A 13,106-nucleotide genomic window follows, 5' to 3' on the forward strand; every position below is an offset into this window, starting at 1 on the left:
TTATTGAGGCTTTGGTATGGCAGTGCGCCATGTTCGCCATTCTGGTTTCGCTTTTGAATGAAGCAAAAACGTGCTTTCTTCACGAGCGATAGGTTGAAGTTGAACGTTTTCTGGAGTTGCAAATGTAATTCCACCTCTCACGATGCTTTCAAGTGTTCCCGCTTTTACCTCTGCTCCTGTGAGACCAATAGAAACATCCACTCCAGAAGTGTTCCAAAAGACACTGTTTTGTCGAACCAGATAAGAAAATTTTGGCTTTATAGAAATAGTGGTCAAAACTCTATCAGCAAACTCACCAAGACTCACGTCGGTGACTTCGCCAACCTCAATTTCTCTATAAAGTACAGGTGTGCCGACAGTCACAGAACCTTTAGTTGCGCTTTGCAGAGTAAACTCTATACCAAAGGGTTCTTTAACTTGGCTATTTAGCTCAAATGTCGTTTGTTTTGTACCTTTACCGGGAATTACGTTAATAGATTGAGATAAGAGGTTGTCTACATTCTTGATGCCGTTCAAACCAAATTCGGTGGTTGGCAGCCAAAAGTACGATCCTTTTACCGGAATAATACTAGTGTACTCCGGTAAAATGCGAGCTTCTACAGTGACACTTTGTTGCTCAAAGTTTGGTATCAAATAAGTCACTTCACCAACTTTGATGCCGTTAAAATTAATGTCCGCTCCAATGCTTAGTTTGTTGTCTCCTGCTAACTTAAGAGAGATCAACTGCCCATACTTCTTCGCTTCTTTAAAGCTGGAGTGTAACATCCAATAACCATTGGCTTTATTCTCAACATCTGGTACATCATCAAAAGAAATCCCTCCCTCTAGAAGCGATTTCAAGGGTGCTGCTTTAATGCTAACACCCGCCAAACCAGCATTAATTTCAATTGCTGACTGAACCCAAAAGACACTGGACTTTGTGATAAGGTGTTTGAATTGGTTATCAATGGAGGCTGATATCTTAAAGCCATTATTAAGTAATGTGTATCCTTCAATCTTACCGACTTGCAAGTTTCTATAGAGTACCGGACTACCTTTACTTATTTTGGGCAGGGACGGGCTATACAGAGATAGTTTCTTGGAGCCCTTTGCATCGTATGAAGCTAACTCAGCAAGTTGCTCACTAGAATACAACGTGTAGTTATTGCGAGGCTTTCCATCTCCTTCGCTAGTAAAGCTGATTGATCCTGATAAAAGTTGTTTGGCTGGTGGCATTGAAACAGTCAAACCTGACTCTTCGATTTTTGCACGGAAAGAACTAGTTAGGTAAAAACGGTTTTTAGATTTTATGAGGTTTGTGTACTGATTATAAACTATCGCATCTACCTGAACCTTATCTTGTTCTGTCAGCTTGACTCCCGTTACTGAACCAACGTTTAGGCCCCGGTATAATATCTCAGAACCTTTTTCAATTCCCCAAGACTGCTCTGCGGTTAACTTTATTGGCATAGCCTGATCTTTTTGTAGTGAAAAATCGGTTTTACGAATGACACTAAAGTTTCTTAGTCTTTGACCTTGTCCTGGAATGAGGGAAAGGAAGTTGCCGCTCACAATATTTGTTAAGTTTTCAACTCCAGAAAGAGAAATTTTTGGCTCCTCAAGCACAAACGTACTTCCGGTGTTTAACATATCCGTAAATGCTGGTTGTATTGCTGCAGAGGCAATCACTTGTTTCTCATCTTTCGATAGCTTGAGATCAGTAATTTGACCAATCTCAATTCCTCGATACATGATTGGTGAACCAATTTGGCGAACATGACTATTTTCAGGAAGTTCAAGTTTGATAGCGATACCTCTTCCTGCCGTTTTTATATCGGGGTAGAGTTTAAATAGGGTGTTATTTGCTATAGGAGCGCCACCGTCGGGTGAGTCGACAGCGATCGCACCAGCGACAAGTGTTCCGATACTATCTAAATGAATATCGATACCACTAAAGCCAAGATTGGCATTAAAACCACTGATATTCCAAAAGCGACTGTCCTCTGTGATGATGTGGCGATATTCCTCTCTAATAGAAGCTTGTACTAAAACGTATTTACTATTTGAGCTTAGTTGATAGTGGTATACCTCACCGATAGGTATCTTTTTATAAATAATCTTAGAACCGGTACTAATCCCTCCAAGATCTTTTGCTTTCAAGGTTATATTTAAACCCTGTGATTCCATGAGATCTGATGGAGCACGCTCTAACGCGATAAACTTTCGTTCGGCTGGGGCAGTCGAATCTCCGGGTAATATCGCGATGTAGTTACCCGTTACTAAAGTATCAAGTCCAGAGATCCCAGAGAGTGTTGCGGTGGGTTTTACCATCCAAAATCTCGCCCCCTGCGTAAGTAGCTTTTTTGCCTCTGGATATATGTCTGCGTCGACATAAATACTCTGTAAATCTTTAGCTAGATTAATATCTTTGACCATACCTATTTCAAGACCCTGATAACGTATTGCAGTGCGGCCAGCAACCAGACCTTGAGCATCCGTGAAATAGATTTGAACTCTTTCGCCAGCGTCCTGGAAGCCTTTAAAAACCATCCAGGTAACGACTAAAAGAGCGAGTATTGGAAGTAACCATAATGGAGAAATACGCCTGTTATACTTAATTTTCGGCATTTCAGGTTTTTCGTTTGAGATAAGATTACTCATTGGTTAAAAGCTCTCTCTTTTTTTCTTCGGGTGGCGATAGCCAAATTAGCTTGGGGTCGAGACTTTCGGTCGCAATCATTGTCAGCACAACTGCTATTCCAAAGGCTACAGCGCCATAACCGGGTGTGAAGTCGAGGATTTGACCTCTGTCAACTAAAGTTATCATGATCGCAACAACAAATAGATCCATCATCGACCAGCGACCAATCCATTTGATTGTTAGATATAATTTTGTTCGAAGCCTTTTTTCATGGTCGTTGCCACGTTGAATATTTAGAAGCAAATAAGATAGCCCAGCCACTTTTGCAACGGGAACAACAATACTTGCCGTGAAGATGATTAATGCAATTCCATACATTTGACTATTTATTAGAGAAAAAATACCTGACATTATTGTGTCTTCAAGTCGTTTGCCATTGGTAAGTAATATTGAAATTGGCAAAATATTGGCGGGTATTAAAGCTATTGCGGCCGCTATGACACAAATCCATGTTTTCAATACAGAATAAGGTTTGAACCAATATAATCGGCTGTTACATCTATCACACTTGGTCTTAATAGGTTGAAGTAAATGGCACGTGTGACAGTGTAACATTGTGCCGGTGCTCTGACGTTCGAGCGAGGGTTTTATTGCCTCCCAGTAATTACGGGAATCTAGCCGAATGACAAGTAAAAAGGTCATTAGCTGAAGTAGAATAATAGCAATTAAACCATATCCAAAATAAATATCTGCATAATCTTTTAACTTAAAACAAGAGATCGCAACACTGACCAAAAATACATCTAAGGTCACCCATTGTTTGAGGTTTCTTAGCAGGAAGAGTGAAAGCTTTAACAATGCCCTGTTGCGTATTTTGAGTGCAAAATGACTGAGAATTACCGAAGAGAACACGAGAAAAGGGACAACAGAACAACAAAAGAATATTAGTAACGATAAGGCAAGGAAGCCGCCTTCGAACAGATCATACGCTCCAGATGTTAATGATGAGGATATCATCACTCCGAACAAGCGTATGTGAACGAACTCAAACAGCTGTGTGGGTATAAATAGAATCAAGCAAGTTAGGGCAAGAGCGAGATCGACGGAAATAGTCCCTTTCCTAGACTGATAGAGCTTTTGCTCGCAGCGTGGGCAGTATGCGCCTTGACCTACTTCAAGAGGTACCTCTGTGACGACCAAACTGCATATTTTGCAGCAATGATGGTTAGAATCACGATTCGCTGTTAACTGCGAGGTATCAGTCACGCCTTACTTCCTAGCGCTCGTTTATACGGTGTGATTTTGTATGGTTCCATAAAGTGTTTGATAAAGACCCTGTTGTTCGATAAGTTCAATATGTGTTCCCGATTGCGCAACTTGTCCATCTTCCAAAACATAAATAAGGTCGGCTTGTTTAACAGCTGAGAGCCGATGAGCAACGATTAACGTCGTTCGATTTCTTAAAAACTGTGTCAATGCAATGTGCAAAGCTGCCTCTGTCGAAGTGTCCAAAGCTGAGGTAGCCTCGTCTAATATGACGAATTGGGGATTACTGAGAATCATTCGAGCTATCGCGAGTCGCTGCCTCTGTCCCCCTGAAAGCCTAACGCCATTTCGCCCAATTTGTGTATCTAAACCTTCGTTAAGTTGATTCATCACATCGCTCATTTGAGCAATTTCTAGAGCCTGCCACAACTGCGCGTCATTATAACTCGCCCCAAGTGTCAGATTATGTCTTAGAGTGTCATTAAATAGTATAGGCTGTTGTAATACAACAGCAATATTGTCTCTGATTATGTCAAAACCAATGTCTTGTGTGGTTTCTCCATTGTATCTGATTGTTCCAAAGTTTGCTGTATACACACCGATCAGAAGTTGAATTAGGGTTGATTTGCCCCCTCCACTTGCTCCGACTAGCGCGACTTTCTTCCCTGCTGGAATTTTTAAGTTAAGGTTTGATAGGACATTAACGTCATTGTTGTAGGAGAAATGTAGATTTTCTATATTTATATCCACTTGTTTGCTGTTCACAAATGGGTTGACTTTGCTTGGTGGTCGGTATTCTTCTTCCAAGTCAAGTAAGGCGTTAATTCTTTTCAGTGCTGCTTTTGCGCTGTACCAAGAGAATTGTATGCCAAGCAATTCTTGTACGGGTGACAACATAAACCATAAGTAGGCAAAAACGGCAAATATCTGTCCGATGGTTAAGTCGCTAAAGATGACCATTAACATGGCAACGGCTCTAAAAAGCTCAAACCCAAGCAGAAAGAGTAAAAAGGAAACTCTGCCAGCGGCTTCCGATTGCCATGCATATTTATCCGCATCCTTACGTATTTGGTTGGCATCGCCTTTGAGTTGATCTAGAAACTCTTTTTCCCGGTTCGCTGCTCTCAGTTGGTAAATGCCATCCAGTGTTTCGACAAGGCGATTTTGAAACTTCTCGAAGGATTGATTTTCAGTCTTTTTGAGGTGTTTAACCATACCCCCTAGCTTGCGTGAGAAATAAATAACTATGGGGTTGACTAATAATATAAATAGTCCCAAACGCCAGTCGAGCCAGAGAAGTACGCCTGCAGTCCCAATAACAGTTAACATTCCAATTAAAAACTTGCTCAGGGTAGAGCCAATAAACTGGTCGATGGTTTCTATATCAGTAACCAGATGCGCATTGATGCCACCGCTACCACGGGTTTCATATTGACGGATACTAATACGACCGAGCTTATCGATCATTTTCTCTCTGATTTGACAAGTAATCGTTTTCGAAACAAGCGTAAACTGCCGACTTTGGAGAATATTTAAACCTTGACTGATAATCCTCATAACTACCACTAAAAGTAAGGTAATCATGATGTAACTGGTTGGTGTTTGCAGTGAATCGGGTAGGATCACATTCATTACGCTGAGGCCTGTTGCAGGCTGATTTAGCAAAACTTCATCAACCATTAAAGGCATGAGTAAAGGGATAGGAACGCTTACAAGAGTCGCAACTAGTGCAATAAAATTTGCAAAGAGAAGTGTTTTTTTGTGTTTTTTTGCTTGTTTTATCAACCAATAACGGCTAATAGTAGTTATGTTATTTTTCATTGTTTATGGCGAGACCGATAGTTTCCCTTAGGCAATTGTACGCTTTATGAGCATTAAGTATCTAGTTTACAGCAAGGAAAAAATAAGAAATGGATCGAGCCGATTATCAACGATTAACCAAACAAGCACTTTCTCTGATTGAAACTGAACACGATTTGGTCGCAAATCTGGCAAATATCAGTGCTTTTTTGAATATGGAGTTAGTTGATATCAATTGGATCGGTTTTTATTTAGTGAAAGGCAACGAGCTTGTTCTGGGCCCCTTTCAAGGTAAACCTGCTTGTGTTCGTATCCCAATAGGGAAGGGTGTGTGTGGTACAGCAGTAGAGCAGAATGCGTATCAATCAGTGAGAGATGTGGATCAATTTGAAGGGCATATTGCATGTGATGCTGAGAGCCGGTCTGAGTTAGTGGTTCCATTTTCAATTCATGGCGAGGTGGCAGGTGTGTTAGATATTGATAGCCCGAAAATTGCTCGTTTTGATGAAACTGATGAACAAGGGATGGTATTTTTGATGACAGAAGTAGAAAAGATGCTCAATTCACACGCTATCGACTCATAATTTGTTCATTGAGTGTGGTTTTTCGCTTTCATGTCACTATAATACGTCGCATATATACGTTAAATGCTAGCGGACCAGCCGCAACAACCAGGAATCCTCAATGGAAAACACTGAAAAGTTAAAGAACAGCAAAGAAGTTATTGCATATATTGCTGAATGTTTCCCTAAATGCTTCACATTAGAGGGTGAAGCCAAGCCTCTTAAGATTGGTATATTTCAAGATCTTGCTGAACGTCTTAACGATGATCCAAAAGTCAGCAAAACTCAACTAAGGGCGGCGCTAAGACAGTACACATCATCATGGCGTTACCTTCACGGAGTCAAACCCGGAGCGGTTCGTGTCGATCTAGATGGTAACTCGGCTGGAGAGCTTGACGAAGAGCACGTAGTTCACGCAAAAACAGCATTAGCTGAGAGCAAAGCGAAAGTTCAAGCGAGACGCAAAGAACAAGCTCAAAAAGCTCGCGAAGAGGCTAAACCAAAAGCTAAACCTGCAGCTAAAAAGGCGAACGGAAAGCGACCTCAATCAAATAAAGCTTCTACTAAGAATACGACTAAGCCTACAGAGACAAGAACTTTGAATGCTGACGAAGTAAAAGTTGGTAACCAGATTAATGTTAATATGGGCAAAGGGAACATGGCTGCGACCATTGTTGAAATCAATAAGGAAGATGTACGTGTTCAACTAGCTAACGGCCTGCAAATGGTTGTAAGGGCGGAGCACTTGCGCGCATAACAGGAGATACTCCTACGCATGAAATGCCGTTTAAAACTTTCGCTGATTGCTGCTAGCTTTTTGCTAGCAGCTGGATCAGTATCGGCTCTTGAAGCCAACTATTCTCTCGATGATCTACCCAATCTGACTTCTGAATCTCAGCATGCAACAGCAAATCGACGAGTTACAGATAAATTTACCAGTTCTCATTACAAGCGTATCAACTTAAATGACGATATGTCCAAGAAGATATTCTGGAGATATGTCGAGACTCTAGACTATGGCAAGAACATCTTCACTCAAACTGACATCGATGCGATTAGCAAATGGCAATTCTCTATCGATGAGCAGTTAAAGTCGAATAAAACCGATATTGCTTTTGATCTCTATAATTTGTCAGTAAAGCGTCGTTATGAGAGGTTCGTTTACGCTCTCTCTTTACTCGATGACGAAATCAAGTTTAATACAGATGAAAATTTAGAGAGAGATCGGAGCAAAGCCTCGTGGCCAAAAGATATCGCTGAGATAAATGAGATTTGGCGTAAGCGTGTTAAATATGATGCGCTGAATCTTAAACTTGCCGGCAAAGATTGGGAAGAAATCAAGGAAATATTGGGCAAGCGCTACAACAATGCTCTCAAACGTATCAGCCAAACAAAGAGTGAAGATGTATTCCAATTTTACATGAACGCCTTTGCTCGTGAAATTGACCCCCATACCAGTTACCTGTCACCGCGTACAGCTGATCAATTTCAGACAGAGATGAACCTATCTCTTGAAGGTATTGGTGCAGTATTACAAATGACTGACGATTACACAGTGATCCGCTCTTTGGTCGCTGGTGGCCCGGCACTTAAAAGTAATCAACTTGCCGAGGGAGATCGTATTATTGGTGTTGGCCAAGACAAAGATGACATTGTGGATGTCATCGGCTGGCGTCTAGATGATGTGGTTCAACTAATAAAAGGGCCCAAAGGTACCAAGGTTTTCCTGCAGATCTTGCCTGATGGTAAAGATTCGAAGGCTAAGGTTATCACTCTTGTACGAGACAAAATAAGGCTCGAGGATAGGGCGGTAAAATCTCAAATTATCGAAAAGAACAACAAAAAAATTGGCGTTCTTGAAATACCTAGCTTTTACATGGGGCTTGCCAAAGATACAGACAAGCTCTTAGAAACATTTAAAAGTGAAAAAGTCGATGGTGTTATCGTTGACCTCCGAAATAACGGTGGCGGTGCTTTGAGCGAGGCAACGGCCCTGACGGGTTTGTTCATTAAAAGTGGACCCGTTGTTCAGGTCCGCGATAGCTACGGTCGTGTAAATGTTAATGGCGACCTCGATGACAAAATCAGTTTCAGCGGCCCTATGAGCGTGCTTGTTAACCGAAATAGTGCATCTGCTTCTGAAATTTTTGCCGCTGCTCTTCAAGATTATGGTCGTGCAATTGTGTTGGGAGAAAACTCGTTTGGTAAAGGAACAGTCCAGCAGCATTTGAGTTTACGGGAAATGTATGACTTCTTTGACAAAGGGCTTGGTTATATCCAGTTCACGATACAGAAATTCTATCGCATCAACGGTGGTAGTACTCAGAATAAAGGTGTGACGCCAGATATTCTTTTCCCTACCGCCATTGACCCTGAAGAGACGGGTGAGAGTGTCGAAGATAATGCACTACCCTGGGATAGTATAAAAATGGCAAAATATCAAAGGTTACAGCGTAACGATGATTTGGTCAAAAAACTCTCTCAGAAGCACTCTGCAAGAATTGCAAAGGACTTAGAGTTTGGTTTTATTGCTGAAGATATTGCCAAATATAAAGCAGAAAAAGATGACAACTTTATTTCTCTTAATGAGAAGGTAAGAAAAGATGAATCTGAACAAGCCGATAAAAGTCGTTTAGCAAGGGTGAATGCAAGACAAAAATCCCAGGGTAAACCAGTGTTCAAGAGTCTTGATGACATTCCCAAAGATTACAAAGCGCCTGATGCGTATCTCGATGAATCGGTTGATATCATGCTTGACATGATTGAACCTAAGTAATTTGTGTCTTGTTTGAGTTAGACATTCGTTTTTCGTTAAGTTAACTCTATCGCTATCTTTTCAGAGCGAGTCCTTTTGGGCTCGCTTTTTATATTGACTGTTTTGATTCAATTTTTCGCGAATTATTCATAGTGCACCTAAGCTTAAAGAAAACACTAAGGAGCACTTTATGAAATTGGTTGTTTTTTTGTCCTTGATATTAAGCTTCTCAGTGTTAAGTGAGCAGACTCATGATAATCGAGATTTAACCCATTTTGACCAACCGTTTTTGCTTGGGGATTGGTACTTGGTCAACCCAGATCCAGAGCAATCACAAGAGAATTTTTTAGCGATAAAGTTAACATTGGATTCTGACTATCGCTTCAATATTGATATTCAAAAGCGCGACCTCACTGTTGACCATTGGGAGGGTAATTATAGCGCTAACGAAGACATTATAGTCTTGGGACTTAACAGTCATGAGCCACAAGTATATCAATATTCAGCCAATCACAATCTTCTAAATTTGAACGGTGTAATGTTTACTAAAGCGTTATCAAATTCGCTTGCGGGCATGTGGTCGAGTGAGACGCTAAGTGGCGTAGATGCTTCAACAAGCGATGTTCATCAGCTCGACTTAATATTACAACCTGATTTTGTTTTCCTTTTTAGAGTTACAAACGGAGATGGAGTTGAAGCCGTTCATCGTGGTGTGTACTACACCGAAGGCGAACATTTGGTTCTCTTATACAAGCATGGTGAACATGGCACCAAGTACACCTTAAACAGTGATATCCTCACTTTGGAAATGGGTGAAGGAGCATTGTACGCGGTGCTTAATAGGGTTCGCTGACGTTCGCAACGTCAATCTTTTTCCAAAAACCAATATATAAGAACAATTTTCCTGAAGTTTTTGCGTAAAAAACGAGGCATTTCTCTGTGAAGTCTCGTTTTTTTTGTTGGAGTTTTGTAAGCTAAAGCCATCAAAAATCAGAGTTAACCAAACATGGAAAAAGTTAACGTATAAAACTCTGTAATTTCATACAACAGTCAGAAGGATTTCGAGATGGCGAACATGCCTCAAGCCAAGTACCGTAAAGATTACCAATCACCCTCTCATACAATATCAAATATTAATTTAACTTTTGACTTGTATGACAGAATGACGACGGTTTCGGCCATATCTACTGTAAAGCAGTTAAAAACGGAGACATCACTTTATCTTGATGGTGAAGGTCTTCAACTGAAAGAAATTCAGATTAGCGGTGAAAACTGGTCGAATTACGAAGAACTAGACGCTGGGTTATTGATTCATCAATTGCCAGAAGAATTTGAGCTCCGGATCATCACGGAGATAAGTCCGATAGACAATACGGCACTTGAAGGACTATACAAATCAGGCGGTGCTTTCTGTACTCAGTGCGAAGCCGAAGGCTTTAGACGCATCACTTATTATATGGATAGGCCTGATGTTCTCGCCACCTTCACTACAAAAGTGGTGGCCGATCAGGTGGAATACCCGTATCTGTTGAGTAACGGAAATAAAATTGGCGAAGGCTCTCTGGCTAATGGGCGTCACTGGGTTCAATGGCAAGACCCACACCCAAAACCTGCGTATCTTTTTGCGTTAGTGGCGGGTAATTTCGATGTGCTGAGAGATGTATTCACGACAAAGTCTGGCCGTAATGTCGATCTAGAGATATTTGTTGACAGAGGAAACCTAGACAGAGCGCCACATGCGATGACATCCTTAATTAACTCTATGAAGTGGGATGAAGAGCGTTTTGGACTTGAATACGACCTCGATATTTACATGGTTGTTGCTGTTGATTTCTTCAATATGGGTGCGATGGAGAATAAAGGGCTTAATGTTTTTAACTCTAAGTATGTCCTAGCCAATGAAAAAACAGCGACAGATACGGATTACCTCGGAATTGAAGCTGTTATTGGTCATGAATACTTTCATAACTGGACAGGTAACCGTGTCACTTGTAGAGACTGGTTTCAGCTGAGCTTGAAAGAAGGGTTGACTGTCTTTAGAGATCAAGAGTTTTCATCCGATCTCGGCTCTCGCGCAGTGAACCGTATCAATAATGTACGTGTGGTTCGCGGGGCACAATTTGCAGAAGACGCAAGTCCAATGTCTCACCCAATTCGTCCTGAAAAAGTGATAGAAATGAACAATTTCTACACTCTGACTGTATATGAAAAAGGCAGTGAAGTTATTAGGATGATTCATACCTTACTGGGTGAGTCTAAATTTCAAATGGGAATGAAGCTCTACTTTCAGCGTCACGATGGTACGGCAGCGACATGCGAGGATTTTGTTGCTGCAATGGAGGATGCTTCAGGGGTTGATTTGGAGCAGTTCCGCTTGTGGTATAGCCAATCTGGCACACCAAAGCTGACAGTTTCCAGTGTGTTCGACGCAGAGCACAAAACATTCTCGCTCTCAGTGTCACAGCAGACACCAGCAACTCCCGGACAGGAAGAGAAACAGGCACTTCATATTCCGCTTGATATCGAACTTTATGACAAACATGGCGCGGCGATTCCATTGACCAGCAATGGAGAGCCTGTTCATCATGTTTTGGACATTAAAAAGCCAAATCAAAGTTTTGTCTTTGATGGTATTGACGAGGCACCGATCCCATCTCTACTGAGGGAGTTTTCTGCACCTGTTAAGCTAGAGTATGATTACGATGACAAAGCACTCGTTTTTCTCATGTCTCATGCAAAAAATGACTTTGCTCGTTGGGATGCGGGGCAGATGTTGCTGGCAAAATACTTAAAAGAAAATATTGCCAGAATTGCTGATGGTGGTAATTTCGATATGCCGCTGGATGTTATCGATGCATTTCGAGGCGTATTATTGTCTCAAAGTCTTGAGCCTGCCTTTATTGCTGAAATGATATCGTTACCTAGCTTTAATGAAGTCACGGGTTGGTACGATACCGTTAATATTGAAGCCATAAATTTTGCGCTCAAAGCGTTAAAAATGAATCTGGCAAAAGAGCTAGAAGACGAGTTGACGGCTATTTATCATAGTCTATATCAAGATAAATACTTGGTAGAGCACGAAGCAATCGGTATGAGGGCGTTACGTAATATCGCGTTAAGCTATTTAGCCTTCACTGAAACAGGGAATCAGTTGGTAGAACAACAATATCGTTCTTCCAATAATATGACAGATACCATTGCCGCTATGACTGCGGCGAATAGCGCAGAACTTGAGTGCCGTGACGCACTTATGGCGGACTATAGCGAGAAATGGTCTCATGATGGTCTTGTCATGGATAAGTGGTTCGCGTTGCAAGGAAGTAACCCTTGTAACGATGCTCTAGCTAAACTGAAGTTATCGATGGAGCATGATGCGTTTAGCCTCAAAAACCCAAATCGTACACGTAGTCTGATTGGTTCATTCTTAAACCTCAATCCAGTAAACTTCCATTCACTTTCAGGAGAGGGATATCAGTTTGCAGGTGAGATATTGAGAGAAATGAACGAGAGTAATCCACAGGTGGCGTCTCGTCTTATCGATCCTCTTTTGAAGTTCAAGAAATACGATGAGATACGACAATCGATGATTAAAGAAGAGCTTCTACAACTACAAGCATTGGACAATCTAGCAAAAGATTTGTTTGAAAAAGTCAATAAAGCTTTAGAAATGTAGGGAGAATGAAAGTGGCACCGGTAATTTTTGTGCCACTTTCAAACAGTAGGTGTGTGGAATTGAAACACTATTATTTTATGCTAAACATCCCTTATCAGACATTTCTTATGCACTATAGCGGTGCTGCGAGTAGTGTCGTTGTGAACACTGATGAGGGACTACGTATTCAGGTTTCGGCTTCTCGCTTTCGACCGTTTCTAAGTCAAATTGGTCTAAAAGGCCGTTTTCGTTTGACAACAGACAATGACAACCGCTTTTTACAACTGGAACTCCTTTAACCCATTGGTGTAGGGCCACTTTAAATAGAACCTTAGTCACATTATCAAACATTTCACATCGTACCACTCCTAAAAAAATTAACTATTGCTCAGTAAAGCTCTTACAATAAGGCGGCATTACTCGTAATAAGCACTATGCTTACAAAAAACC

The 13,106-nt window shown here is 41.2% G+C and carries 9 protein-coding genes; 6 read left to right on the forward strand and 3 right to left on the reverse strand.

Annotation, left to right across the window (positions count from 1 at the left end):
• Genes RH40_RS02105 through RH40_RS02115 form a run of 3 tightly spaced genes read right to left on the reverse strand, consistent with a single transcriptional unit; the run spans position 1 to position 5,707 of the window.
• Positions 1 to 2,640 (reverse strand): PqiB family protein, encoded by a 2,640-nt coding sequence (locus RH40_RS02105; RefSeq protein WP_009599627.1) that lies wholly within the window; start codon positions 2,638 to 2,640, stop codon positions 1 to 3.
• Entirely contained in the window at positions 2,633 to 3,886 is a 1,254-nt protein-coding gene (locus RH40_RS02110; RefSeq protein WP_009599628.1) for a paraquat-inducible protein A, read from the reverse strand. Before RH40_RS02110 ends, RH40_RS02105 begins: the two co-directional genes overlap by 8 nt.
• A gap of 21 nt (positions 3,887 to 3,907) precedes the next feature.
• The gene (locus RH40_RS02115; RefSeq protein WP_009599629.1) at positions 3,908 to 5,707 is read right to left on the reverse strand and encodes an ABC transporter ATP-binding protein; all 1,800 of its coding nucleotides are present in this window, start codon (positions 5,705 to 5,707) and stop codon (positions 3,908 to 3,910) included.
• Positions 5,708 to 5,796: 89 nt separating this feature from the next.
• Here RH40_RS02115 and RH40_RS02120 point away from each other — a divergent pair, with 89 nt between their 5' ends.
• The 6 genes from RH40_RS02120 (at position 5,797) to RH40_RS02145 (ending at position 12,955) form a co-directional block, all read left to right on the forward strand.
• Complete coding sequence (locus RH40_RS02120; RefSeq protein WP_009599630.1) at positions 5,797 to 6,270, forward strand: free L-methionine (R)-S-oxide reductase MsrC; 474 nt, start codon at positions 5,797 to 5,799, stop codon at positions 6,268 to 6,270.
• Between the two features lie 100 nt (positions 6,271 to 6,370).
• Positions 6,371 to 7,006, forward strand: coding sequence for an RNA chaperone ProQ (proQ, locus tag RH40_RS02125; RefSeq protein WP_009599631.1), 636 nt, complete (start codon positions 6,371 to 6,373; stop codon positions 7,004 to 7,006).
• Positions 7,007 to 7,024: 18 nt separating this feature from the next.
• Positions 7,025 to 9,025: a carboxy terminal-processing peptidase gene (prc, locus tag RH40_RS02130; protein WP_009599643.1), complete on the forward strand. Its 2,001-nt coding sequence runs from the start codon at positions 7,025 to 7,027 to the stop codon at positions 9,023 to 9,025.
• Positions 9,026 to 9,194: 169 nt separating this feature from the next.
• Entirely contained in the window at positions 9,195 to 9,857 is a 663-nt protein-coding gene (locus tag RH40_RS02135) for a hypothetical protein (protein WP_009599645.1), read from the forward strand.
• A 213-nt stretch (positions 9,858 to 10,070) separates the two neighbouring features.
• Entirely contained in the window at positions 10,071 to 12,677 is a 2,607-nt protein-coding gene (gene pepN / locus RH40_RS02140; protein WP_009599647.1) for an aminopeptidase N, read from the forward strand.
• 59 nt (positions 12,678 to 12,736) lie between these two features.
• The gene (locus RH40_RS02145; RefSeq protein WP_039954054.1) at positions 12,737 to 12,955 is read left to right on the forward strand and encodes a DUF2835 domain-containing protein; all 219 of its coding nucleotides are present in this window, start codon (positions 12,737 to 12,739) and stop codon (positions 12,953 to 12,955) included.
• The last annotated feature ends 151 nt before the right edge of the window (positions 12,956 to 13,106 follow it).

The sequence above is a fragment of the Vibrio caribbeanicus ATCC BAA-2122 genome, from assembly GCF_000165125.1.
Lineage (GTDB): Bacteria > Pseudomonadota > Gammaproteobacteria > Enterobacterales > Vibrionaceae > Vibrio > Vibrio caribbeanicus.

What these genes read in the sequence shown, in the direction of transcription:
- RH40_RS02135 (WP_009599645.1), top strand. Translation starts at nt 9,195, where the DNA reads ATGAAATTGGTTGTTTTTTTGTCCTTGATATTAAGCTTCTCAGTGTTA.
- pepN (WP_009599647.1), top strand. Translation starts at nt 10,071, where the DNA reads ATGGCGAACATGCCTCAAGCCAAGTACCGTAAAGATTACCAATCACCC.
- proQ (WP_009599631.1), top strand. Translation starts at nt 6,371, where the DNA reads ATGGAAAACACTGAAAAGTTAAAGAACAGCAAAGAAGTTATTGCATAT.
- prc (WP_009599643.1), top strand. Translation starts at nt 7,025, where the DNA reads ATGAAATGCCGTTTAAAACTTTCGCTGATTGCTGCTAGCTTTTTGCTA.
- RH40_RS02120 (WP_009599630.1), top strand. Translation starts at nt 5,797, where the DNA reads ATGGATCGAGCCGATTATCAACGATTAACCAAACAAGCACTTTCTCTG.
- RH40_RS02115 (WP_009599629.1), bottom strand. Translation starts at nt 5,707, where the DNA reads ATGAAAAATAACATAACTACTATTAGCCGTTATTGGTTGATAAAACAA.
- RH40_RS02105 (WP_009599627.1), bottom strand. Translation starts at nt 2,640, where the DNA reads ATGAGTAATCTTATCTCAAACGAAAAACCTGAAATGCCGAAAATTAAG.